The organism is Variovorax sp. ZS18.2.2, assembly GCF_024701975.1.
Taxonomy (GTDB): Bacteria; Pseudomonadota; Gammaproteobacteria; order Burkholderiales; family Burkholderiaceae_C; genus Variovorax.
On record NZ_JANLNM010000001.1, the window covers coordinates 851,811 to 874,652 of the forward strand.

The 22,842-nt window shown below is 68.0% G+C and carries 20 protein-coding genes; 12 read left to right on the plus strand and 8 right to left on the minus strand.

Annotated elements, in window-relative coordinates; translation table 11 throughout:
• Positions 1-105: 105 nt before the first annotated feature.
• The 7 genes from NU688_RS04140 (at position 106) to NU688_RS04170 (ending at position 8,212) form a co-directional block, all read left to right on the plus strand.
• On the plus strand, positions 106-1,560 hold the full coding sequence (locus NU688_RS04140; protein WP_257859267.1) for an FAD-dependent oxidoreductase: 1,455 nt from the start codon (positions 106-108) through the stop codon (positions 1,558-1,560).
• An 89-nt stretch (positions 1,561-1,649) separates the two neighbouring features.
• Complete coding sequence (locus tag NU688_RS04145) at positions 1,650-2,492, plus strand: IclR family transcriptional regulator (protein ID WP_257859268.1); 843 nt, start codon at positions 1,650-1,652, stop codon at positions 2,490-2,492.
• Positions 2,493-2,545: 53 nt separating this feature from the next.
• Complete coding sequence (locus NU688_RS04150) at positions 2,546-3,841, plus strand: aconitase X catalytic domain-containing protein (protein ID WP_257859269.1); 1,296 nt, start codon at positions 2,546-2,548, stop codon at positions 3,839-3,841.
• Positions 3,838-4,296: an aconitase X swivel domain-containing protein gene (locus tag NU688_RS04155; protein WP_257859270.1), complete on the plus strand. Its 459-nt coding sequence runs from the start codon at positions 3,838-3,840 to the stop codon at positions 4,294-4,296. The genes NU688_RS04150 and NU688_RS04155 overlap by 4 nt, the downstream gene beginning before the upstream one ends.
• Entirely contained in the window at positions 4,293-5,993 is a 1,701-nt protein-coding gene (locus tag NU688_RS04160; RefSeq protein WP_257859271.1) for a dihydroxy-acid dehydratase, read from the plus strand. Before NU688_RS04155 ends, NU688_RS04160 begins: the two co-directional genes overlap by 4 nt.
• Before the next feature lie 114 nt (positions 5,994-6,107).
• The gene (locus NU688_RS04165) at positions 6,108-7,235 is read left to right on the plus strand and encodes a porin (protein WP_257859272.1); all 1,128 of its coding nucleotides are present in this window, start codon (positions 6,108-6,110) and stop codon (positions 7,233-7,235) included.
• A gap of 14 nt (positions 7,236-7,249) precedes the next feature.
• Complete coding sequence (locus tag NU688_RS04170; RefSeq protein WP_257859273.1) at positions 7,250-8,212, plus strand: tripartite tricarboxylate transporter substrate binding protein; 963 nt, start codon at positions 7,250-7,252, stop codon at positions 8,210-8,212.
• Here the strand turns inward: NU688_RS04170 and NU688_RS04175 are convergent.
• Together NU688_RS04175 and NU688_RS04180 are read right to left on the minus strand one after the other, a co-directional pair.
• Positions 8,199-9,026 carry an aldo/keto reductase gene (locus NU688_RS04175; RefSeq protein WP_374684613.1) on the minus strand — a complete coding sequence of 276 codons (828 nt, stop codon included), beginning with the start codon at positions 9,024-9,026 and terminating at the stop codon, positions 8,199-8,201. The genes NU688_RS04170 and NU688_RS04175 overlap by 14 nt on opposite strands.
• A 167-nt stretch (positions 9,027-9,193) precedes the next feature.
• The gene (locus tag NU688_RS04180) at positions 9,194-10,330 is read right to left on the minus strand and encodes an ABC transporter substrate-binding protein (protein WP_257859274.1); all 1,137 of its coding nucleotides are present in this window, start codon (positions 10,328-10,330) and stop codon (positions 9,194-9,196) included.
• A 115-nt stretch (positions 10,331-10,445) separates the two neighbouring features.
• Between NU688_RS04180 and NU688_RS04185 the strand changes: the two genes are divergently transcribed.
• Positions 10,446-11,375 (plus strand): LysR substrate-binding domain-containing protein, encoded by a 930-nt coding sequence (locus tag NU688_RS04185; RefSeq protein ID WP_257859275.1) that lies wholly within the window; start codon positions 10,446-10,448, stop codon positions 11,373-11,375.
• Here NU688_RS04185 and NU688_RS04190 read toward each other — a convergent pair.
• Both NU688_RS04190 and NU688_RS04195 read right to left on the minus strand, forming a co-directional pair.
• Positions 11,346-11,972 carry a 2-hydroxychromene-2-carboxylate isomerase gene (locus NU688_RS04190; protein WP_257859276.1) on the minus strand — a complete coding sequence of 209 codons (627 nt, stop codon included), beginning with the start codon at positions 11,970-11,972 and terminating at the stop codon, positions 11,346-11,348. The two genes, NU688_RS04185 and NU688_RS04190, sit on opposite strands and share 30 nt — an antisense overlap.
• Positions 11,969-12,802 carry a CmcJ/NvfI family oxidoreductase gene (locus NU688_RS04195; protein WP_257859277.1) on the minus strand — a complete coding sequence of 278 codons (834 nt, stop codon included), beginning with the start codon at positions 12,800-12,802 and terminating at the stop codon, positions 11,969-11,971. The genes NU688_RS04190 and NU688_RS04195 overlap by 4 nt, the downstream gene beginning before the upstream one ends.
• A gap of 173 nt (positions 12,803-12,975) precedes the next feature.
• On the opposite strand from NU688_RS04195, the gene imuA reads away from it, so the two are divergent.
• From imuA to NU688_RS04215, 4 genes are all read left to right on the plus strand, one after another.
• Positions 12,976-13,782: a translesion DNA synthesis-associated protein ImuA gene (imuA, locus tag NU688_RS04200; RefSeq protein ID WP_257859278.1), complete on the plus strand. Its 807-nt coding sequence runs from the start codon at positions 12,976-12,978 to the stop codon at positions 13,780-13,782.
• A complete protein-coding gene (locus NU688_RS04205) occupies positions 13,751-15,100 on the plus strand; it encodes a DNA polymerase Y family protein (protein WP_257859279.1) in 1,350 nt (449 codons plus the stop codon). Before imuA ends, NU688_RS04205 begins: the two co-directional genes overlap by 32 nt.
• Positions 15,093-18,449: an error-prone DNA polymerase gene (locus NU688_RS04210; protein WP_257859280.1), complete on the plus strand. Its 3,357-nt coding sequence runs from the start codon at positions 15,093-15,095 to the stop codon at positions 18,447-18,449. Before NU688_RS04205 ends, NU688_RS04210 begins: the two co-directional genes overlap by 8 nt.
• A gap of 79 nt (positions 18,450-18,528) precedes the next feature.
• Positions 18,529-19,455: a hypothetical protein gene (locus tag NU688_RS04215; RefSeq protein ID WP_257859281.1), complete on the plus strand. Its 927-nt coding sequence runs from the start codon at positions 18,529-18,531 to the stop codon at positions 19,453-19,455.
• A gap of 23 nt (positions 19,456-19,478) precedes the next feature.
• Here NU688_RS04215 and NU688_RS04220 read toward each other — a convergent pair whose 3' ends face one another.
• The 4 genes from NU688_RS04220 to NU688_RS04235 all read right to left on the minus strand — a co-directional run bounded on the left by NU688_RS04220 (position 19,479) and on the right by NU688_RS04235 (position 22,816).
• Positions 19,479-20,492 (minus strand): phosphotransferase enzyme family protein, encoded by a 1,014-nt coding sequence (locus NU688_RS04220; RefSeq protein WP_257859282.1) that lies wholly within the window; start codon positions 20,490-20,492, stop codon positions 19,479-19,481.
• An 87-nt stretch (positions 20,493-20,579) separates the two neighbouring features.
• The gene (gene thpR, locus NU688_RS04225) at positions 20,580-21,185 is read right to left on the minus strand and encodes an RNA 2',3'-cyclic phosphodiesterase (protein WP_257859283.1); all 606 of its coding nucleotides are present in this window, start codon (positions 21,183-21,185) and stop codon (positions 20,580-20,582) included.
• A gap of 33 nt (positions 21,186-21,218) precedes the next feature.
• Positions 21,219-21,455 carry a hypothetical protein gene (locus tag NU688_RS04230; RefSeq protein ID WP_257859284.1) on the minus strand — a complete coding sequence of 79 codons (237 nt, stop codon included), beginning with the start codon at positions 21,453-21,455 and terminating at the stop codon, positions 21,219-21,221.
• A 77-nt stretch (positions 21,456-21,532) separates the two neighbouring features.
• Positions 21,533-22,816, minus strand: coding sequence for an SGNH/GDSL hydrolase family protein (locus tag NU688_RS04235; RefSeq protein ID WP_257859285.1), 1,284 nt, complete (start codon positions 22,814-22,816; stop codon positions 21,533-21,535).
• Positions 22,817-22,842 lie beyond the last annotated feature (26 nt).

Sequence of the window (22,842 nt, forward strand, 5' to 3'; positions counted from 1 at the left end):
GACTAGGGAATACCCCGAAGAAATGGCTTTTATGATCTTTTGTGTTTGACAAAATGAACATTGAAATCAAAATAAGACGAAACAGCCCATCCAAGATAATCATCCATGAAAACTGTCGTCCGCACCGACGAGCGCATCCTGTCCTCCGACATCTTCGACCGCGACAGCCGCGTCAAGCGCCCTGACCACGGCAGCTGGGCCGAGCCCGGCAAGAACATTCCGGTCTATCACCGCTGCGGCGTGCTGGTGGTCGGCGGCGGGCCTTCGGGCACTGCGGCCGCTGCAGCCGCGGCCCGCGCGGGTGCCGATGTGGCGCTGCTCGAGCGCTACAACCACCTGGGTGGCTTGTCGACCGGCGGCCTCGTGATCTGGATCGACCGCATGACCGACTGGGAAGGCAAGCTGGTGATCCGCGGTTTCGCCGAAGAGCTCTTCGACCGTCTCCCCGCCGACGCCATCGCCGGCCCGCAGCGCGAGGACTGGGGCTCGCAGGACACGGCCAAGGCCGCGCACTGGTCGCAGCGCACCGCCGCGTATCACGGCGTCGTCACCTGGTCGCCCACCATCGACCCCGAGCGCCTGAAGCTGCTCTCGCAGGAGATCGTGCTGGAGCGCAAGGTCAAGCTCATCTACCACTCGTGGGCCGCGATCCCGATCGTGCAGGACGGCGCGGTGAAGGGCGTGGTCTTCGAGAGCAAGGAAGGCCGCATGGCCATCATGGCCGACGTGGTGGTGGACGCCACCGGCGACGGCGACCTGTTCGCCCGCGCCGGCGCCGCCTACGTGAACGACATCGAGGAGGCCGACGTGCACCACTGCATGAACACCTCGTGGCTCTTCGGCGGCGTGGACATGAACCGCTGGATCGAATTCAAGGCCGGCCAGCCCGAGGCCTTCGCGGGCTTCATGGCGCGCGGGCGCGAGCAGCTGGGCCTCTTCGAGCGGCCCTTCGTCTCTTGGCGCAACGATGTGGCGCTCTTCATGGGGCCGCGCCAGTCGGGCTACTCGGCGCTCGACGTGGACGACCTCACGGCCGTCGAGGTTCGCTCGCACCGCGCGATGGCCGCGCACCTGGATTACTTCAAGGCGCACGCGCCCGGCTTCGAGGACGCCTACCTGATGCTGAGCGCGCCGCAGATCGGCGTGCGCCATGCGCGGCGGCTCACCGGCGTGGGTGCGGTGCTGCGCAGCCAGTGGCCCGACGGCGTGGCGCTCGCGGACGAGATCGGCGTGTCGCCCGCGGTGTCGCCGAAATTCCCGAACATCTCCATCCCCTACGGCGCGCTGGTGCCGCAGCAGCTCGACGGCCTTCTGGCCTGCGGGCGCCACATCTCGTGCGACCGCAACTCGCACGGCTTCATGCGCGAGATTCCGCAGTGCTGGATCACCGGCCAGGCCGCGGGCGTGGCTGCGGCACTGGCGTCGCGCGGCGGCATCGCGCCGCGCTTCGTCGATGTCGGCGCGCTGCAGTCCGCGTTGCTGGCGCAGGGCGTGTACCTGCGTGCGGGAGACCAGGCGGGGCAGGGTGCGGCATCCGTCGCGGCCGAAGCCAGCGCCTGACCTCAGCCCTCTTCGCCATGAACCCGGCCGACCTCCTTTCGCGAGCCTCTACATTGCAGAGTCTTGCAAAGCGTTCAAAGGGTCCCTCCATGTCCACCGACAAAAACGACAGCTCTCTTTCTGCGGCCGACGCCTCCGATTCGCGCGGCGAGCGCTCCGACACCGTGAGCGCGCTGGAGCGCGGCATCTCGGTGCTGCGCTGCTTCAGCGAAGAGCGCCCGGTGCTCGGCCATGCCGACGTGGCGCGCATCACCGGCATTCCGCGCCCCACGGTCAACCGGCTGGTCGCGACGCTGCTTTCGCTGGGCATGCTCAAGCCCGCGCAGGCGCCCGACCGCTTCATGCTCGGGCCGGGCGTGGTGTCGCTCTCGCGCGTGTTCCTCGGCAGCCTCGATGTGCGCGCCGCCGCGCGGCCCAGCATGCAGGCGATGGCGGAGGAGGTGGGCGCGTCCGTCTACCTCGCGGTGCGCGACGGCATGGAGATGGTGTTGATCGAAGCCTGCCGCCCGCGCTCGTCGATGCTTTCTGCGCGGCTGGACGTGGGTTCGCGCGCACCGCTGCCGAACTCGGCGCTCGGCCGCGCGTACCTCTCGGCCTTGCCCGATGTGCAGCGCAACCAGCTGGTCGATTCGATGCGTCTCCTGCGCGGCCCCGAGTGGGACGGCATCGCCGCGCCGATGACGCGCGCCATCGGCGAGGCCCGGCGGCTGGGCTACTGCCTCTCGCTCGGCGAATTCCACCGCGAGATCAACTCGGTGTCGGTGCCGCTCATCGGCCCCGACGGCGAGGTGATGGCGCTCAACGGCGGCGGCGCCGCCTTCGTGTTCACTGAAGACAGATTGCGCAACGAACTCGCACCGCGCCTGCACGACATCGCGCTCACGATCGCGCGCGACATCGGCGGGCACGTGCCTTCGCCCTTGCCGGGTTAGCAACCCGGCCGGGGTTCGATCCCCCACGACATAGAAGAACGGAGACACAGGTCATGCACCTGAGCAACGAAGAAAAAGCCATGTACGACGGCCGCGACGGACCGGCCGTGCAGAAGGCGATGGATTTGCTGATGCGCTACGGCGAAGCCCTCGGCGCCGAGCGACTGGTCGAGACGCGCAACGTCTGCGCCACCATCACCTCGACCACGCCCTTCCAGCGCGACTTCGCGCTCGCCAAGGGCGGCGGCATGGACGCGGTGTTCTCCGAATTCAGCCTCGACAGCCAGGAGACGGTCGAGATCCCCAAGTTCAAGGTCTTCACCAGCCACCTGCAGCTGGGCTTCGACCCGGGCCAGCCCGAGCGCATGGGCGTGAGCGAGGAGATCGTGCAGTTCTACAACCGAAGCGAGCGCCACGCGGCTGGCCTGGGCGCGCAGATCATGAACACCTGCACGCCCTACCAGGTCGGCAACATCCCGACGCGCGGCGAGCACTGCGCGTGGATGGAGTCGTCGGCGGTGGTGTATTGCAACTCGGTGCTCGGCGCGCGCACCAACACCGAGGGCCGCGAGAGCACGGGCGCGGCGATGCTCACCGGGCGCATTCCGTACTGGGGCTATCACCTCGACGAGAACCGCCGCGCCACGCATGTGATCGAGCTCGACATCGAAGTGGAGTCGGTGCAGGACTGGGGCCTGCTCGGCTACTACATCGGCGAGCACGTGCAGGAGCGCGTGCCGGTGGTGCACAGCAGGCGCGGCATCGGCCGCGTGCCGAACCTGCCGCGGCTCAAGCATTTCGGCGCGGCCGCGTCGTCCTCGGGCGGCGTGGAGATGTATCACATCGCCGGCATCACGCCCGAGGCGCTGACGCTGGAGCAGGCGCTCGGCGGCAAGGCGCCTGTCGAGGTGCTGCGCTACGGCGAGGCCGAGCGCCGCGCCACCTACGAGAAGATCAACGTCACCGGCAAGGACGCGGAAGTGCAGTACGTGATGCTGGGCTGCCCGCACTACACCATCGAGCAGATCTGGGAGGCCGCGCAGCTCATCGAAGGGCGCAAGGTCCACGCCGATTGCGAGCTGTGGATCTTCACGCCGCGCGCCATCAAGTCGCTGGCCGATCGCAACGGCTACACGAAGATCATCGAGGACGCGGGCGGCATCCTCATGACCGACAGCTGCTCGGCCATGAGCCGCGCCGTGCCCAAGGGCACGAAGACGGTGGCGCTCGATTCGGCCAAGCAGGCGCACTACCTGCCCGCCATCCTCGGCGTGCAGGCCTGGTTCGGCAGCACGGCCGAATGCGTCGATGCGGCCTGCACGGGTCGATGGAACGGGGGCTACGCATGAGCGCCGCAGTCATGACTGAAGAAAACACCATCGTCATCCGCGGCCGCAAGGTCGTGGGCGGCGTCGCGGAAGGCGAGGCGCTGGTCACGCGCGACCGCATCTCGGGCTGGGGCGGCATCGATCCGCGCACCGGCACCGTCATCGAAACGCGCCACGAGCTGCGCGGCCAGAGCTTCGCGGGCAAGGTGCTGGTGTTCCCGGGTGCCAAGGGCTCGTCGGGCTGGTCCGCGATGTTCCACATGACACGGCTCATGAACTCGGCGCCCGCCGCGTTCCTCTTCAACGAGATGACGACCAAGATGGCGCTGGGCGCCGTGGTCACGCACTCGCCCTCGATGACCGATTTCGAGCGCGACCCGCTCGCCTGCATCGAGACCGGTGACTGGGTGCGCGTGGACGCCGACCGTGGCGTGATCGAGATCACCAAGAAAAAAGACATCGGAGACCACTCATGACCCGACCCCTGCGCAGCAACTTCCCGCGCGGCTCCTACCTCTGGTCGGTGCGCAATGCGCACTGGCGCGCGCTCGGCATTCCGGAAGAGGATTGCGAGAAGCCCAAGATCGCCATCGTCAACAGTTCCTCGGAGCTGGCCGCGTGCTTCAGCCACCTGGACAAGGTGGCGGCGGAGATCAAGACCGCGATCCGCGCGGCGGGCGGCGTGCCGTTCGAGATCCGCACCGCGGCGCCCAGCGACTTCATCACCGGCGCGGGCGCGCGCGGCGCCTACATGCTCGGCGCGCGGGACCTCGTGACCAACGACATCGAGGTGGCCGTCGAAGGCGCACAGCTGGACGGCATGGTCTGTCTCACCTCGTGCGACAAGACGGTGCCGGGGCAGCTCATGGCGGCCGCGCGGCTCAACATCCCGACGCTGCTCGTGCCCTGCGGTTACCAGCCGAGCGGCGAGTACCGCGGCAAGCATATGGACATCGAGGAGGTGTTCATCGGTGCGATGCACGCGGTCACCGGCAACCTGCCCATCGAAGAGCTCGTGGGCATGAGCCGCGAGGCGATCCGCGGGCCGGGCGTGTGCTCGGGCCTGGGCACGGCCAACTCGATGCACATCGTCTGCGAGGCGCTCGGCATGGCCTTGCCCGGCAGCGCGCCGGTGGCCGCGCTGAGCCCGAAGATGATGGCCGACGTGCGCGCGGCCGGCACGCGCATCGTGCAGATGGTGCTGGACGACCTGAAGCCGCGCGACATCCTCTCGCCCGGCGCCTTCGCCAACGCGGTGCGCGCGGTGCTGTCGGTCGGCGGCTCGCTCAACACGGCCAAGCACCTGCAGGCGATATCGACCGAAGGCGAGTGCGGCGTCGACGTGTACGGCCTCTTCGAAAGCCTGGGCCCGACGACCCCGGTGCTGGCCGGCGTGCGGCCCATCGGCGAGCATTCGATCGAGGCCTTCGAGGCGGCGGGCGGGTGTCGTGCGCTGATGAAGCAACTCGCGCCGCTGCTCGACACGGGCGCGCTCACGGTCACAGGCGGCACCGTCGCAGACAACCTGCGCCATGCCGAAGTGATGAACGCCGAGGTGATCCGCCCCATCGACCGCCCGGTCGCGCCGCTGCCGGCCATCGTGCTCCTGCGCGGCAACCTCGCACCCGAGTCAGGCCTCATCAAGACCGGCATCGCCGAACGCAAGGTGCGGCGCTTCACCGGACCGGCCGTGTGCTTCTGGACTTCGGACGCCGCCATCGCCGCGCTGAAGAACCACGAGATCGTCCCCGGCCAGGTGGTCGTGATGCGCGGCGCCGGTGCGTGCGGCGGCCCGGCCATGGGCGGCGGCGCATCGCGCGTGGTCTTCGCGGTCGATGGCGCGGGCCTGGGCGACCAGGTCGCGCTGCTGACCGACGGGCATCTCTCGGGCCTGGTCTGCAAGGGGCTCGTGGTGGCCGAGGTGTCGCCCGAAGCCGCGCTCGGCGGGCCGCTCGGCCTGGTGCGCGACGGCGACGTGATCACCATCGACCTGGACGCGCGCCGCCTCGACATCGCATTGACCGACGCCGAACTCGCCGCCCGACGCGCCGACTGGCAGGCACCGCCGCCGGCCTTCGACACCGGCTGGCTGCAGCAGTACCGGCGCAACGTGAGCCCGCTGTCCAAGGGGGCGGTGCTCGTGCGCACCGAGCGCCCTCTGCCCGCCAGCTAGACCCTTTTCACCCCCGGCTTCGCCAGCCGGTGCGCACCCCCGTGCGTACCCGGTGGCGCAGCCCTGCGCGCGATCCAAGTTTTCAACCAAGAAAAGAGCAGGAGACAAGAAACCATGAAGAGACTTTTGATGTGGTCGGCCATCGGCCTCGCCAGCAGCGGCGCGGCGCAGGCGCAATCCAGCGTCACGCTGTTCGGCGTGATGGACCTGGGCGTGCAGTACACGAAAGGCGAGGGCGGCGGCTCGGTCAAGGCGCTGTCGAACGGCGGGCTCTCGACCAGCCGCATCGGCTTTCGCGGCACCGAGGACCTGGGCGGGGGCCTGCGCGCAGGCTTCTGGCTCGAAGGCAGCCTGAACCCCGACCTCGGCACGGGCAGGCCGAGCAACACCAACAACCAGACGAGCGGCGCAGGCACGGCGGGGCCGATCAGCTTCGACCGCATGTCCTTCGTGAGCCTCTCGCACGATTCGCTGGGCGAGGTGCGGCTGGGCCACGACTTCATTCCCACGCACTACAACAGCATCTACTTCGACCCCTTCAACGCCAACGGCGTGGCGCGCGCGGGCAACCTCACCTTCGCGGGCGCGGGCACCGGGCCGCTGCCCACCGCCATCACCGGCAGCAACACGGTGAGCTACTGGTTGCCGGCCAAGCTGGGCGGTTTCTACGGCATGGCGATGGTCGGCACGGGCGAGAACGACTCCACCGCGCCGAACCGCGACGACGGCAACTTCGGCGGCGCGCGCTTCGGTTTCGCCTCGGGCGCGTTCGACATCGCGGCGGCGGTGACGCGCTCGCACTTCAACGCCACCTCCACCATCGGCAACTACACGCACGCCAACATCGGCGGCACGTGGGACGCGGGCTTCGCGAAGTTCTTCGCGCTCTACAACAAGGTGACGGTGAAGCTCGCGGCCGGCACGGTGCGCAAGAACACCGCCGAGATCGGCGCGCACATCCCGGCCTTCGAGGTCGGTCGCATCCGCGTGAGCTACGCGTACCTGGACGACCGCAGCGACGAGAGCCTGCGCAACGCCAACGGCATGCCGCGCAACCGCGACGACGCGCGCCAGTTCGGCATCGGCTATGTGCACAACCTCTCCAAGCGCACCGCGCTCTACGGCACCTACGCGCGGCTGATGAACAGCGGGCAGGCGCGCTACGTGGTGAGCGGCGGCGTGGCGCCGGCGGGCGGGATGCGCTCGTCGGGGTGGGAGTTTGGCGTGCGGCACCTCTTCTGAACAAGGAGCCTTTCATGCGACGCAGAGACCTGAACCTGGCCGCTTTCGCAGCCACTGTGTTGCCCGGTGCGGCGGCATGGAGCGCCGACGCTTATCCGAACAAGCCACTGCGGCTGATCGTCGGCTTCGCGCCCGGCGGCGGCGCCGATTCGCTCACGCGGATCATCGCGGAGGGCTTGTCGAAGCAGCTCGGCCAGCAGGTGATCGTGGAGAACCGCCCGGGCGCCGACGGCGTGCTCGCGGCGCAGGCCACTTCATCGGCCAAGCCCGATGGCTACACGCTGCTGATGGGCACCAACACCGCGATGGTGGCGGCGCCCACGCTGCGGCCGACCTCGCCCTACGATCCGTTCAAGGCCTTCACGCCGATCAGCTCGGCCGGGCAGTTCTCGATGTTCCTCGTGGTGCCGTCGAGCCTGCCCGCCAAAAGCGTGAACGAGCTGCTTGCGATGGTGGCGGCCAAGCCCGGCGCCTACAACTCCGCATCGAGCAACAGCGCCTCGGAGCTGGCAATGCTGCAGCTGCTGGGCGATCGCAAGGTGGTCAACGCGCGCTACAAGGGCGACATGCAGGCCATGACCGACCTGCTGGGCGGGCAGATCCACATGATGTTCACCACCGGCACGCTGGCGCCGGGCTTCGTGAAGGAGGGGCGCATCCGCGCGCTGGTCACGCTGCTGCCGCAGCGCAGTGGCCTGTTGCCCGATGTGCCGACGGGCGGCGAGCTGGGTCTGGGCAAGCTCACCATCACGCCGTGGGCGGGCTTCTTCGGGCCGCCGGGGCTGCCGCAGGCGATCACCGACAGGCTCTCGCTGGAACTGCAGAACACGCTCAAGCGGCCCGATGTGCATGCGCAGCTGGTGCAGCAGGGCTTCGAGGGCTACGGCATGAGCCCCGCGAAGTTCGCCGAGTTCTTCCGCACGCAGTACGACGCCTTCGGCGCGACGGTGCGGGAGCACAACGTCAAGTTCGAATAGCGGCGGCTTCGCGGCGCCAGAAGGCCGCATCGGGGAAGGTGCCTGCGCCGGCCGCGGCGTTGTCGGCCATGTGCTCGGCGCGGCTCGTGCCGGGGATCGTGCAGGTCACGGCCGGGTGGCTCAGCACGAACTTCAGCAGCACCTGCGCCCAGCTCGTGCAGCCGATCTCGCCGGCCCAGGCGGGCAGCGGCTTGTCGCGCAGGCGCCGCAGCAAGCCGCCGCCGCCGAACGGCATGTTGACGATCACCGCCACGCCGCGCTCGGCCGCGAGCGGCAGCAGGCGTTGTTCGGCATCGCGTGCGTCGAGCGAATAGTTGATCTGCAGGAAGTCGAGCTTCTCGGCGCGCAGCACGGCCTCGACCTCGTCGTAGGCCGAGGCGGTGTAGTGCGTGATGCCGATGTAGCGCACGCGGCCTTGCTCCTTCCAGCCGCGCAGGGTGGCGAGGTGGGTGCGCCAGTCGACGAGGTTGTGCACCTGCATCAGGTCGATCTCTTTCGTGCGCAGCCGCGTGAACGACTGCTCCATCTGCGCGATGCCGGTCTCGCGGCCCGAGGTCCAGACCTTGGTCGCGAGAAAGGGCTTGGTGGGCGGCTTCGCAGCGGCCAGCAGTTCGCCGGTGGTCTCCTCGGAGCGGCCATACATCGGCGAGCTGTCGATCACCGTGCCGCCCGCTGCGAAGAGCGCATCGAGCACGCCGGGCAGGCGCTTGTACTCGTCGGTGCCGGGGCGCTGGTCGAAGCCGATCCAGGTGCCGCAGCCGACGACCGGCAGGGCTTCCTTCGTGGAGGGAATGGGGCGGGTGGTCATCTGCATCGCGGGCCTGCCTGGTTGCTGGGCGAAGGAGGGGAGCGCGGCACCGGCGCAGAGTACGGCGCCCAGGCGAAGCAGTCGGGCGCGCGTAAGAGCAGGAAGCTGTGGTGCGTTCGTGGGAGGTGTCACGAACGAAATTCTGCGCCCGGGAGGCCATCGGGCGGAAGGCCTCAGCGCAGGTAGCGCCCGTCGGCCTTGAGCATCGACAGCTCGGAGAAGGTCAGCCCGCGGTGCTCGCCCGGCCGGTACGACACGGCGATGCCGCCGATGTCGAGCGTCTTGAACGACTCCAGGCCCTTCTGCAGCGATTCGGGCGTCGGGTTCGCGCCCGCGCGCTTCAGGCCCTCGACCATGACCTTGGCCGTGACGTAGCCCTCCAGGCTCGCATAGCTGAACTCGGTCACGCCGATCTTCTTCATCGCGGCCTGGTACTCGGCGATGACGGGCATCGCGCTGTTCCACGGATAGGGCACGACCTGCGAGATGACCACGCCGGCCGCGTCCTTCTTGATGTCCTGGAAGAGCTTCTGCCCGTTGAGGAAAGAGAACGAATAGAAGGCCGTCTCGCCGCCCGCCGCGCGGTAGGCCGTGATGAACTTGGCCGCCACGTCGTTGGTGGCCGACAGCACCACCGCCTTGGGCTTGAGCTTGGCCAGCTCGGCGGCACGCTCGGCGGCGTCGGAGCCGTCGTTCTTGATGGCAACGCTGCCGACCATTTTTTCGCCGCGTTCGGCAATGAACTTCTGCGTGCTCTCCATCGCCGAGCGCGCGCCGGGGTTGTCGTTGTGCGCGAAGGCGATGCGCGAGAGGCCGATGGTGAACAGGTGGTTCACGATGCGGCTGTACTCCTCGTCGAAGCTGATGCGCACCGGAAAGCCGTACTCGCTGAACTTCACCACCGGGCCCGCGCCCGTGTACGGGCCGACCACGGGAATCTTCAGTTCGTTGGCCGCCTTGATCGCGCCGACCGACGACGAGGTGCCGATGGGCATCAGCACGCCGATGGCGCCGTCTTTGGCGAAAGTCTTGACGTTCTCGGCGCCCTTGGCGGGGTCGTAGGCGTCGTCGAGCTGGCGCAGTTCGACCGGCCGGCCGTTGATGCCGCCGTTCGCGTTCAGCGTGGTGAACATGGCACGGATGCCAACCAGCGGCTCGGTCGACAGCGACGCGAGCGGGCCGGTCTGCACGTAGGTCTGGCCGATCAGGATCGGTCTGGTCTGTGCCTGCGCCGCGGGCGACAGGCCCAGTACGAAGGCGACGAGGGCGGCCAGGGCAGAAGCCGGCAGATGAATCTTTTTGTGTTTCATGGTCACAACTGTTAATGAAAGTTATCTTAAGGCGCTAGGCCTTTCGGGTAAATCGCTCTTTGGTTGCGGTGCAGCACGCGCGGGATCAGAATTCGTCTTCATATTCACCATGGGAATGCCACTCTCGCTCCTCCGACTGTCCTCGCTGGACCTGGTGCGCGGTTTTGTCGCGGTGGGGCGGCGCATGAGCATCTCGCTCGCGGCCGAGGACCTGTGCCTCACGCAGTCGGCGGTCAGCAAGCAGATCCATGCGCTCGAAGAGCAGCTCGGCGTGAAGCTGCTGGTGCGCGGCCACCGTTCGATTTCCTTCACCGCCGAGGGCGAGCGGCTCTTTCGCAGCGCGGACGGCGCGGTGCAGCAACTGCAGGACGTGATGGGCGGCATCCGCAAGACCGGCGAGCAGCGCCCCGTGACGCTCAGCGCCAGCATCGGCATGACCGGCCTCTGGCTGCTGCCGCGGCTCAGCCGGGTGCAGAAGCTGCATCCGGGCGTGGACGTTCGCGTCTCGGCCAACAACCGGCTCGCCGACCTGCGCAACGAGGGCATCGACCTCGCGATCCGCTACACCACGCCTGCGCTGGCACCGGCGGGGGCGTTGCGGCTTTTCGGGGAAACGGTGGCGCCGGTGGCGCATCCCTCGCTCGGCCTGAAGACGCTGCGCGCGGCCGGGGCCATGTCGCGCCTTTGCCTGCTCGACTTCGACGATCCGCAGCATCCGTGGCTGCAATGGAATGGGTGGCTGGCCTCGGTCGGCTGGGCCGATGCGAAACCGCAGGCCGTGCTGCACTTCAACCAGTACGACCAGTTGATCCAGGCCGCGCTGGCCGGGCAGGGCGTGGCGTTGGGGCGGCTCGAGCTGATCCAGCCGCTGCTCGACGAAAGGCGCCTGGTGCGCGTGGATTCGCCGGTGCCCGCGCAGGCCTCGGGGCATGCGTACTGGCTGATCCAGGCCGAGGACGAACCGCGCGAAGAGGTGCGCCATGTGGCCGCCTGGCTGGTGGCCGAGGCCCGGCAGTCACGCGAGGCCGTGGGCGCTGTTTCCTGAGCTGAGGGCCATCGCTTCGTCGAGGCGGTCGTTGCCCCAGAACATCTCGTCGCCGGCAAGGAAGGTGGGCGCGCCGAAGATGCCTTTCTCGACCGCGATCTCCGTCTGGCGCCGCAGCCGCGCCTTGTTCGCATCGGACAGCGCCTCCTCGATGATCCGGTGCGCCGGAAGATCGAGCGAGGCCAGCAGGTCGCGCATGGCTTGCGGCGAATCGATGTCGCGGTCTTCGGCGAAGTTCATGGCCATCGTGCGCCGGCAGAACTCGCCCATCCAGGGCTGCGCCGCGCCGACGAGCGCGATGCGAAGCGGCAGCACGGCGGACCTCGGAAACTGCGTGGGCTGCTGCCACGGCAGGCCGTATCTGCGGCACTGGCGGGCCATGTCCTTCCAGGTGTAGTCGCCCTTTTCCTTCTGCAGCACGAAGGGCGACGACGACCAGCCGAAGGACCGGAAGATCGGCCCGAGCAGAAAGGGCTGCCAGCGGATGCGGACATGGTGGCGGGCCGCTTCGTCCTCGATGCGCATCGCGCTCAGGTAGCTGTAGTTGCTGCCGAAATCGAACCAGAAGTCCAGCACGGGGAGGGCGCACGGCGTCATTCGAACACCACCAGGCAGCGGGCCTCGATGCTCTCGCGCAGCGGCGCATCGGCGGGTGCATCCGGGTGGTCGAAGGCCGCGTGCGGCGTGAAGCGCGAGACGCCGCCCAGCTGCGAGTCGTACTGCTTGAAGACCAGCGCCTCGTGCCGGTCCATCGCCGAAAAGTAAGACCAGCGGTGCGCGGGCGAATGCGTGGCCAGGTAGATCTCGCCGGTGCGGCGCGGATAGCGGACCTCGGCATTCACCAGGTCCTTCGCCATCACCGAGCGCGCATCGCAGACGGCCAGCGGCGTGTCGAGCACCGGCCCCTTGATCGAGCGCCAGATGTTGACGATGCAGTAGCGCCGCACGGCCGCGGCTTCGTCGGGGTCTGTCAGCACCATGCCGAGCCGGCGGCGGCCGGAGTCTTCGGTGTAGTCGTTGTGAATGCGGCCATTGGCGGCGGCCTTGCCGTTGGTGGCGCGCCGGCCGAAGCTCAAGGCGGTGCGGTCGGCCTCGCGCTGGCGCACCAGGTGATCGAACACATGGGCCCGCGTGCCGCCCGTGACCGCGAGCGCCAGCTCGGCCACCTCGCGGTGGTAGATGGCGGTGACCTCGGCGTCGTCGAGGAAATCGGAGACGGCCGTGGGCGCATCGCGCAGCACGAAGCCTTCGCGCTCGATGTGGGGTGGCACGGCGGCTGCGCGGGCATCCGCGATCGGCATGGGGCGCAGCTCGTAGCTGCCGCTTTCCCAGGGCGTGCCGAGCGGCGGCGCAAAGGTGTAGCTGAAGGGTCGCAGCGCGGAAGGCTGCAGGTAGTTCAGGCCGGCGGTGACGGTGGGGTGGTTCATGCGGGGCTCCTTGGTCTGGGAGGCATTGGAGCGAAAGCGTGGCGCCGGCTCAAACGACTTCTGCGCGCCTTGGCATGAGCCAAAGGAATATGAAAAGGCCTGCCGCGAAGAAAGCCTTCTTCCTTCTTGCGGGTCATGAAATACTGTATAAAAATACAGTTAACAGTTCAATCATGGGCCTCCCTTTCCTCGACTCCTTTTCCGCCGCCGCGGGCCGTGGCGTCTGGCATGCCGACGAACTCGGCCTGGCCGACGCGCAGGTCGTCGCGACCGGCCACGCCGCGCTCGACGCCGAGCTGCCCGGCGGCGGATGGCCGGTCGGCGCGATGACGGAACTGCTGCAAAGCGCGCCCGAGGCGCACGTCTGGCGGCTGCTGCTCCCCGCGCTGGCGCAGGCGGTGGAGACGCGCGGCGGGCCGGTCGTGCTGGTCGGCGCGCCTTACGAGCCCTGCGGGCCGTCGCTTGCGGCGCAGGGGCTGCCGGTGGAAGCGCTGATGTGGATCAAGAGCGATGCGCCCGCCGCGCGGCTCTGGGCCTGCGAGCAGGCGCTGCGCTGCGCGGACGTGGCCGCCGTGCTGGCGTGGCTGCCGCAGGCGCGGGTGGGCGAATTGCGGCGGCTGCAACTGGCGGCCGCGCAGCACGACGTGATGCTCTTCGTGTGCCGGCCCGAGTCGACCGCGCGGGGCGCGTCGCCCGCGCGGCTTCGTCTTCAGGTGGAAAGCTGCGCGGCGGATTCATCGCAGATCGAGCTGCACATCCTCAAGCGCCGAGGTCCGCCATTGGCTTCGCCGGTGATGCTGCCGGCGCGCAACGAGCGCATGACTGCGTTGCTCGCCGCCGCCCGGTTGCGCCGCAAGCTGCGCCTGCAGCAGCAGGGCACGGTGCCGGTCGGCGACACGGCAACGTCCGCGACCGTGGTCCGCATCGACGCGTGGAAAGGAGGCCCCAATGCACTGGATCGCATTGCGGTGGTCGCTTGAAGACGACGCGCCCGACGCACCGCAACTGCCCACGCCCGAAGCCCTCGGCTGGTGGGCCCTGGAATACACGCCGCACGTCGCCTGGCAGGACGAAGCGCTCATGCTCGAAGTCTCGGCCTGCGAGCGCCTGTGGGGTGGGCGGCTGCAACTGATGCGGCAACTGGTCGCCGCGAACCCTGCGCCCGATGTGCGCATGCTCGGCGCACAAGGCGCCACGAGCCTGATCGCGCTCGCGCGGTTGCGCCTGTTCGAGATCAACGAGCCACGGCCCAAGGACGTGCCAGCTGGCCTGCCGCTGGAAACGCTGACCGCCGCGCATCCCCACCTCGACCTGCTCGCGCGCCTGGGCTGCCGCACCTGGGGCGAGGTGGCCGCCTTGCCGCGCGGTGGCCTCACGCGGCGCTTCGGCACCGAACTGCGCGCGGCGCTCGACACGGCCTGGGGCCTGCGTCCCGAGGGCCACGACTGGCTCACGCTGCCCGATGTGTTCGAGCAGAAGCTGGAGCTGCCCGCGCTCGCCGAGACCGCGCCCGAACTCATGTGGTCAGCCAACCGCCTGCTCTCGGCCCTGCAGATCTGGTTGCGCGCGCGGCAGCGCGGCGCGCGCGCGCTCGAGCTGCAATGGACGCTCGACCTCAAGCGCTTCAACGGCGTGAACCTGCCGCCGCACCAGCAGGTCACCGTGCGCACGGCCGAGCCGACGCAAGACCTCGCACATCTGCGCCGCCTGCTGTCGGAAAAGCTCGCCCTCACCACGCTCGCCGCGCCCGTGAGCTGGCTCCGGCTGCGCACGCTCGAAACCGATCCGTGGGCCGGCGCCAGCACCAGCTTTCTGCCCGAGGACAACCGCAAGGGCGACAAGCTGCACGAGATGGTCGAGCGCCTGAGCGTGCGGCTCGGCGCGCACCAGGTGGTGGTGCCTTGCGCAGAGGCCGACCACCGGCCCGAGCGCAAGCAGGCATGGCGGCCCGCGCTGCAGAAAGAGAAGGCCGCGCCGGACAAGGTCCGCAAGCAGGCAAGGGCCGCAGCCTCGCAACCCGATGCGATCTATCCGCCATGGCTGCTGCCCGAACCCTTGTTGCTCGAGATGGACGGCGAGCGCCCCTGCTACCGCGGCCCGCTGAGCAAGCTGATCGGCCCGCAACGCATCGAGGCCGGCTGGTGGGGCGGCAAGGAAGACGGCGGACAGCCGGCGATGCGCGACTACTACGTGGCGGAAAGCCCCGAAGCCGGGCTGGTGTGGATCTTTCGCGAGCGGCCCTCGGCGCGGTTTTCTTCTGGCGAGGTGCGCTGGTACCTGCAGGGGTTCTATGCCTGACCTGAGCAACAAGGAAGAGCGCAAGCGCCAGCCGGCCAAGGTGCATGCGCTGCCGGTGCCGTTGCGCAGGAACACCGTGGCGAAGTTGCCGGACTATGCCGAGCTGCACTGCCTCACGAACTTCAGCTTCCAGCGCGGCGCATCGACGCCGGAGGAGGTGGTCGAGCGCGCGTATCAACTGGGGTATGCGGCATTGGCGATCACCGATGAGTGCTCGGTGGCCGGCATCGTGCGGGCGTACGTTTGCCGGCGCGACATGGAACACACGCTCGACGAATACGAGCGCGAGCATCCCGACGAGCCGTCGATCCCGCGCAACCTCACGTTTCGCCTGCTGTTCGGCAGCGAGTTCCACTTCGAACGCTTCAAGCTCGTGGTGATCGCGAACGACACCGAGGGCTGGGGGAATCTCTGCGAGTTCATCACCGCCGCGCGCAATACTGAATTGCCCAAGGGCGAGTACCGCGTGAGCTGGGAGGGCAGCGACGTGGCCTCGCTGCAAGACTGCCAGGTGCTTTTCGTGCCGCAGCGCAACCCGGGCGGCGCGATGGACACGGCCACGCTGCACGAAGACCTGCTGGCCGCCAAGGCGCTGTATGCGGGCAACCTCTGGCTGGCGGTGGAAATGCTCAACGAACTCGATGACGACCTCTGGTTCGTCACGCTGATGCAAGCGAGCGAGCAGACGGGCGTGCCGCTGGTGGCGGCGGGCGATGTGCACATGCATGTGCGCGCTCGCAAGCCGCTGCACGATGTGCTGACGGCGGTACGCGAGGGCAAGACCGTGGCCGAGTGCGGCTTTGCGTTGCAGTCGAATGCGGAGCGGCATCTGCGGCAGCGGGTGCGGTTGGCCGAGCTTTATCTGCCCGAGATGCTGGCGAACACGCTGGTGGTGGCCGGGCGGTGCAGGTTCGATCCGGCGGTGATCCGCGACAACTACAAGTACCCGCTCGAAACCGTGGGCAGCAGCGAGACACCCTTGCAGACGCTGGTGCGCAAGACCTGGGAAGGGGCACAGGTGCGCTACCCGGACGGCATTCCCGACAAGGTGCGCGAGCAGGTAGAGAAAGAACTCGTGCTGATCGCCGAACTCAAGTACGAGATGTTCTTTCTCACGGTGGAGGACATCGTGCGTTTCGCGCGTTCGCAGGACATCCTCTGCCAGGGACGCGGTTCTTCGGCCAACTCAGCGGTGTGCTACTGCCTCGGCATCACTGCCGTCAACCCCGACAAGGGAACCTTGCTGTTCGAGCGCTTTCTGAGCCGCCATCGCAATGAACCACCCGACATCGACGTCGACTTCGAGCACCAACGGCGCGAAGAAGTCATCCAGTACATCTACAAGAAATACGGCCGCGAACGTGCCGCCATCGCCGCCGTCGTCATCTGCTACCGCGCGCGCAGCGCATTGCGCGACGTGGGCAAGGCACTCGACATCGATGAGCGGTTGATCGACGAATTCGCGAAGGACCACTACTGGTTCGACGACACCGTGCTCGGCGAACAGCTGTTCCAGGCGGCCGCACGCGTCGGCGTGAAGGAAGACGAACTCAAGCTCGTCCAGTGGATCGAGATGACGCAGCGGCTCAAGGGTTTTCCGCGCCATTTGAGCCAGCACGTCGGTGGCTTCGTGCTCACGCACACCAAGCTCACGCGGCTGGTGCCGGTCGAGAAGGCGTCGATGAAAGACCGCTCGGTCATCCAGTGGGAAAAAGACGACCTCGAAGCCATGGGCATGCTCAAGGTCGACGTGCTCGCGCTCGGCATGCTGAGCGCCATCCGCCGCGGGCTGGATCACATGAACCGCTGGCGCAACTCGATGGTGCAGATGCACCACATCCCCAACGACGACCCGAAGGTGTTCGACATGATCTGCGACGCAGACACCATCGGCGTGTTCCAGATCGAGAGCCGGGCGCAGATGTCGATGCTGCCGCGCCTGAAGCCGCGCACCTACGAAGACCTGGTGATCGAGGTGGCGATCGTGCGGCCGGGGCCGATCCAGGGTGGCATGGTGCATCCATATCTCAAGCAGCGTGAGCGGGTGCGAAGGAACCTGCCGATCGTCTATGAGAAGGACGAACTTCGCCCCGCACTCGAACGCACGCTGGGCATTCCGATCTTCCAGGAGCAGGTGATGCAGATCGCCATGATCGCGGCCAAGTTCAGCGCCGACGAGGCCGATCAGTTGCGCCGCGCGATGGCCGCATGGAAGCGCAAGGGCGGTCTCGGAAAGTTCCACGACAAGCTCGTGAACGGCATGACCGACAACGGCTACAAGGCCAGCTTTGCGGAAGCCATCTTCAAGCAGGTCATGGGCTTCGGCGACTACGGCTTCCCCGAAAGCCACGCCGCGAGTTTCGCGTTGCTGGTCACCATCAGCAGCTGGCTCAAGAACTACGAGCCCGCCTGCTTCCTCGCCGCATTGCTCGACTCGCAACCCATGGGCTTCTACAGCCCCTCGCAGCTCGTGCAGGACGCGCGCAGGCACGGGGTCGAAGTTCGCCCGGTCGATGTCACGCACAGCGATTTCGACACCACGCTCGAACCCCGCGCCCCCGATGCGCCGCGCATGCCGACAGGCACCGACGCGCGCTACGCCGAGCGCCTGGGCAACGAGAACCAACCCGCGGTGCGGCTCGGGCTGAACCGCATTTCAGGCCTCTCCAAAGAAGGCGTCGAACGCCTGCTGAAAGCGCGCGCTCAATCGCCCTTCACCAGCACCGAAGACCTTGCCCTGCGCGCCGAACTCGACGGCAAGGACATGGCCGCGCTCGCCGCGGCCGATGCGCTGATGTCGCTCTCGGGCCATCGCCGCCAGCAGGTGTGGGACGCCACCGCGCAGCGACGTTCGCCGGCCTTGCTCAAGGGTGTGCCGATCCACGAGCAGGTGCTGCTGCTGCCCGCGGCGTCCGAGGGCGAGGAAATCGTGGGCGATTACGCCGCGCTGCGCCTCACGCTGCGCCGCCATCCGCTTGCGCTGCTGCGCCCGCGCCTGGCGCGCATGAAGCTCATGAGCGCGGAGGAACTGCGCGCGCAGCCCACCGGCCGCACCGTGCGCGCCTGCGGCATCGTCAAGGGCCGGCAGCGGCCCGGAACGGCCAACGGCACCATCTTCGTCACGCTGGAGGACGAGACCGGCAACGTCAACGTGATCGTCTGGAGCCATGTCATCGATGCGTGGCGCGAGCCCTTGCTGAAGTCGCATCTGCTCGCGGTGCAGGGCACCTGGCAGCGCGACGACGACAGCGGCGGCAAGGTGCAGCACCTGATCGCCACCGGCTTCAAGGATTTGACGCCGCTCATGGGTCGGCTTGCGCAGAGCAACACCAGCCGGGATTTCCATTGACCGAGCGGCGATGGCGATGGATGCAACCGATCGTTCCACGCCTCGCGCACCCCACGACTTTTCGCTAACCTGTTCCCCCATGTCCGCACTCGCACTCGACCCCCTCGTCGCCACGCCGATCGGTCCGCCGCCACCGGCCCCGGATGTGCCCAATCCCGTGGTGCCGCCACCACCACCGCCGCCCGAAGGCGATCCGCCGCCGGTCGTGCTGCCCATCACCGACCCCGGCACGACGCCGCCCGTGGTGGAGCCGCCGCCAATGCAGGCAGCGACCGCCACGGTGCCCTTCGGCAAGCTGCACGCGCGGCGCCTGCGCGAGATCTACCGCTCGGCCGGCTGGCCGTGCTGCGACGCCATCGAGGTCGAGCTGCTGGCCGGCGGCTTTCTCGAACGCGTGCGCACCACGCACGGCCACGAGACCTTGCGCGTGACCGATGCCGGCATCGCCCGCATCGCGACCACGCTCACCATCAACCGCGCGGCGCTGACGCCGCACGAGGCGCTGGTCGAACGCGTGGCACGCGAGATGACGCGCGGCGGCCGCATCGCATGGCGCGGCCTCGGCCTGCGCGCGCGCCTGCCGCCGCTGGAAGATGGAAAGGGAGGGGACGGCAAGCCGCGCTGGTGCATGGCGCGGCCCGATGTGTTTTCGATCCGCAACACCAGCGTCGAGGCCTACGCGCACCCCATCGTCCACGAGGTGAAGGTCAGCCGCGCCGACCTGCTGGGCGACCTGCGCAAGCCCGACAAGCGCGCGGCCTACCTCGACCTGGGCGGCGAGTGCTGGTACGTGCTGGGCAACGATGCGCGCGGCCGCTGCATCGCCACGCCCGAGGAAGTTCCGGCCGAGTGCGGCGTGCTGGTGCTCGAAGGCGAACGCCTTGTGGTGGCGCGCGCCGCGGTGCATCGCCCGATCGAGCGCATTCCGTTCGCGGTCTGGCTGGCGCTGGCCAAGGCGCAGCCGATTGCGGGCTTCGACGAGGATGTGCAGGACATGCTGATCTAGCGGATCAGCCAACCCGTTGTCGATCAGGTGACGGCTTCGTAGCTCTGGTGCGCAATGGCGACGACGTCGCCGGGCTGGAACTGGCTCGCCATCTGACGCATGGCTTCTTCGCGGTCTTCGCTGCTTGCGGACGCATCGAAGACCTGGTCGCTGATCTCGAGGATGTCGCGCACGATGCGTTCGTGGCGGTAGTAGGCGAGGGCGACCGCATCGATCTCCACGGCGCCGTAGCCTTGGTAGAACTGCGCCTCTTCCTGCGGCTGGTTCCAGACGTGGCCGACACCGCCGCCGATGAACATCAGGTCGCGCTCCTTCGGCGCGAGGACGAGCGTGTCCCAGTCGACGATGGCCAGCCGGTCGCCATTGCCCAGGAGCACATTGCCCGCGTGGATGTCGGCATGGCAAACCACCTGCGGCAGTGCCTTCTCCAGCAGGATCGACGCCAGCTGCTCGCTGCGATAGACAAGCGTGTCGATCTCCTCGTCGTGCTGCGCCCAGAAGGCGTGGAACCGCTGGACGATGGCGTCGCCCACGAAGCCGTTGATGAAGCGGCGCTGGTAGCGCCTGACGCCTTCGCGCCAGCGGTGCGCGTAGCTTTCCTTGGGGATGCCTGCGAGCAGGGCGGGCGGCAGCTCGGTGCGATGGATGGCGCCCAGTGCCGTGCCGAGAGCGGTCCATTGCGCGGCTGTCAGGGCGCGCTCGAATCCGTTCTGGCCTTCGAAGAAGGGATAGAGCATCCAGTCGAAGCCGTGGAGTTGCACGCTGAGTTGACGGTCCGTTGTCGGCAACGGCGCCATCACCGCGGCGATGCCGTTGTCGTGATGGAGAAAGGCCGGCACGGCAACCGCGGTCTTGTCGAAATCGCCGCTGCGCAGCTTGAGGAAGTACGCCGTGCCGTCGTTCGCCTCGATGCGGAAGACCGCGGAGTGGACGTCTGCGCCCAGCGGGAGGAATTCAGCGCGTGTTGCCTGGAGGCCGTAGGTTTCGGCGAGGCACTTGTGAATGGCGTCGTGGGCGATATCGGGTGGTGTCAGCATGCGGGTGGTGGCGTTCGTTCGAAAGATAGGCGATAGGCGCCGAAAATTGTCTCACCCGATAAGGCCACGAAAGCTGACTGCCCCGTGTCAGACGCCGTCTTCTTCGGCTTCTTCGTCGGCCTCGTAGGTGCCCAGCAACTGGTGCTCGACGGGGTGCGAAGTGAACGAGCGCACGAGCATGAATTTCCTCACGCGCCACGGGATCGGCGGCAGGCTCATCGGGTAGGCCGCGCCTTCGGTTCGCCGGGCGATGGTGATGTGCGGCGTGAAGGTCGGCGTTTCCGTGGAGATGCCCGCATTCCGGACCGCACGGCCGATGTCGGCATGCAGGGTGCGCAAGGCGCCGTGCTCGGCGGGCTGCAGCACCGCGATGTCGTTGCGCCATGTGCGTGAGCTGTCCAGCACGAGATTCATGGGCTGCACCCGGACCTGGGCGAGCGCTTCGCGCAGGCGTTCTTCGACAGCCTTCGGCTGGTCGCCGAAACAGTGGAGCGTCAGGTGCAGTCGCGGGCTGCGAGGAAAGTAATGGCCCTTGGGCCAGATCCAGTCCTTGCGGTGCGTTTCGATGGCCGCTTGCACGTCGGGCTCGGGAAACAGCGCGATGAGCAGATGCCGCTGCCGCTCGAAAGCGGGGGAATCCCAGTCGGGTTCCGGGTCGTCCGGAAGACGGTCGCCACGGTTGAAATCGTCCATTTCAGTTCTCCTGGAAAAAGATGAAAGGCGGGTTCAGGATTCCGACGGCCACCAGTGCTCGGCCGTCGTCCGGATGACGCGCGCCGCCTGAACGCGGACGTCATCCATTTCATTGCTGCCGTCGCCGTGGCCGTGTTCCCGGACCACGCGGAAGGGCCAGGTCGAGATGCGGCCTGCGCGTTGGCGCGGCTGAATCGGGTGCAGCCGGGCGAGAGAAGAGGAGAAAAAAAGAACCTGCGCCGAGGGCGCAGGCGGATTGGCGGTGGTCATGGGGTCGCCTCGAAGTTGTTCTTGGAGACGATCGATTCTAGAGAAAATACTGTATTTATGTACAGTATATTTGCAGCCTATTTTGGATCGTTGCCGAGCAGGGCATCGAGGTCGATTGCAGCCGCCATCGCTTTGTAGCCAGCATCGCCCGGATGCAAATGGTCACCCGAATCCATCGCCGTCTTCAGGCGGATCGGCCGCGCCGGATCGCGCAGCAGCGCATCGAAGTCGACCACCGCGTCGAACGCGCCGCTTTCGCGAATCCAGCGGTTCACGGCTTGGCGCACCTTGTCCTTCTCTGGCGAGTGATGGCCTTCGAGTGCCGTGCCTTCCAGCCCGCGCTCGTTGGGCGTGATCGTGCCGGCCACGATGCGCACGTTGTGGGCGCGGGCCATCGCGATCAGCTGGCGGAATCCCTGGATCAGTTCTTCTGCGCGCATCGCCGGCTCCTGCGGCGCGAAGGGACCGCCGGGCCAGCCGATGTCGTTGGTGCCCAGCAGCACGATCACGGCGCGCACGCCCGGCTGCGCGAACACGTCGCGGCCCGCGCGTTCGAGGCCGGCGCGGCCCATGCCGTCTTTCAGCAGGCGGCCGCCGGAGATGCCGGCGTTCAGCACGCCGACGCCGCGCGGCGCCAGGCGCTCGGCCAGCGCATCGGGCCAGCGGGTATTGGCGCCGGGCGTGGAACCGTTGCCGTCGGTGATCGAGTCGCCCAGCGCGACGACGGTGGTCGGCGGCGTGGGTGTTTCGACGACGAGGCCGCTGACGTAGACGCGCGTGCTCCATTGCGAGGCAGCGGCCGGCATTCGCGCAGCGCCGGTCAGGTCGCCACTGGCGACATACGCCGTCTCGCGCGCATCGAAATGAAAGCCCGCGGGCTGACTGGGCTTCGGCAAATAGAGCGACACCGCGACTTCGCTGAGCGCGGGCAGCGGCAGGTCGACCGCGTCGCTGACCAGCCGCGCGCCCGGCGGCACGGTCACGTCGGCCTGCCCGCCGAAGCGCAGCGCGCGGTCCGTGCCGTCGACGATGGCCGAGCCTTCGGCATGCCGCGCCACGCGGGCCGCGCCGATGTACAGCGGCGCCGTGCCGCCTTCGTTGCTGATCACCACGCGCAGCTTCGCGCCGCCGATGCTCAGGCGCGCCACCTGGCGAATGGTCTGCCGGTTGAACTGGAAGGGGAGGCCGCTGGGCAGCACGAAGTCGCCGCCCCAGATCGGCTGGGTGCTGGCCATCCAGCTGGGGCTCCAGTACGTGGGGGTGGGAGGCGGGGTTTGCGCTGCAGATACGGCGGTGATGCCTGCGAGGGTCAGCGCCGCGGCACCGTGTCTGAGGATCGATCCGAAGGTGGATGCAGTCATGTTCATGTCCTTGAAAGTGAAGCGAT

Bases quoted from the DNA above. Each gene is read 5' to 3' on its own strand.
- NU688_RS04140 (WP_257859267.1), top strand. From the start codon at position 106: ATGAAAACTGTCGTCCGCACCGACGAGCGCATCCTGTCCTCCGACATC.
- NU688_RS04145 (WP_257859268.1), top strand. From the start codon at position 1,650: ATGTCCACCGACAAAAACGACAGCTCTCTTTCTGCGGCCGACGCCTCC.
- NU688_RS04150 (WP_257859269.1), top strand. From the start codon at position 2,546: ATGCACCTGAGCAACGAAGAAAAAGCCATGTACGACGGCCGCGACGGA.
- NU688_RS04155 (WP_257859270.1), top strand. From the start codon at position 3,838: ATGAGCGCCGCAGTCATGACTGAAGAAAACACCATCGTCATCCGCGGC.
- NU688_RS04160 (WP_257859271.1), top strand. From the start codon at position 4,293: ATGACCCGACCCCTGCGCAGCAACTTCCCGCGCGGCTCCTACCTCTGG.
- NU688_RS04165 (WP_257859272.1), top strand. From the start codon at position 6,108: ATGAAGAGACTTTTGATGTGGTCGGCCATCGGCCTCGCCAGCAGCGGC.
- NU688_RS04170 (WP_257859273.1), top strand. From the start codon at position 7,250: ATGCGACGCAGAGACCTGAACCTGGCCGCTTTCGCAGCCACTGTGTTG.
- NU688_RS04175 (WP_374684613.1), bottom strand. From the start codon at position 9,026: ATGCAGATGACCACCCGCCCCATTCCCTCCACGAAGGAAGCCCTGCCG.
- NU688_RS04180 (WP_257859274.1), bottom strand. From the start codon at position 10,330: ATGAAACACAAAAAGATTCATCTGCCGGCTTCTGCCCTGGCCGCCCTC.
- NU688_RS04185 (WP_257859275.1), top strand. From the start codon at position 10,446: ATGCCACTCTCGCTCCTCCGACTGTCCTCGCTGGACCTGGTGCGCGGT.
- NU688_RS04190 (WP_257859276.1), bottom strand. From the start codon at position 11,972: ATGACGCCGTGCGCCCTCCCCGTGCTGGACTTCTGGTTCGATTTCGGC.
- NU688_RS04195 (WP_257859277.1), bottom strand. From the start codon at position 12,802: ATGAACCACCCCACCGTCACCGCCGGCCTGAACTACCTGCAGCCTTCC.
- imuA (WP_257859278.1), top strand. From the start codon at position 12,976: ATGGGCCTCCCTTTCCTCGACTCCTTTTCCGCCGCCGCGGGCCGTGGC.
- NU688_RS04205 (WP_257859279.1), top strand. From the start codon at position 13,751: ATGCACTGGATCGCATTGCGGTGGTCGCTTGAAGACGACGCGCCCGAC.
- NU688_RS04210 (WP_257859280.1), top strand. From the start codon at position 15,093: ATGCCTGACCTGAGCAACAAGGAAGAGCGCAAGCGCCAGCCGGCCAAG.
- NU688_RS04215 (WP_257859281.1), top strand. From the start codon at position 18,529: ATGTCCGCACTCGCACTCGACCCCCTCGTCGCCACGCCGATCGGTCCG.
- NU688_RS04220 (WP_257859282.1), bottom strand. From the start codon at position 20,492: ATGCTGACACCACCCGATATCGCCCACGACGCCATTCACAAGTGCCTC.
- thpR (WP_257859283.1), bottom strand. From the start codon at position 21,185: ATGGACGATTTCAACCGTGGCGACCGTCTTCCGGACGACCCGGAACCC.
- NU688_RS04230 (WP_257859284.1), bottom strand. From the start codon at position 21,455: ATGACCACCGCCAATCCGCCTGCGCCCTCGGCGCAGGTTCTTTTTTTC.
- NU688_RS04235 (WP_257859285.1), bottom strand. From the start codon at position 22,816: ATGACTGCATCCACCTTCGGATCGATCCTCAGACACGGTGCCGCGGCG.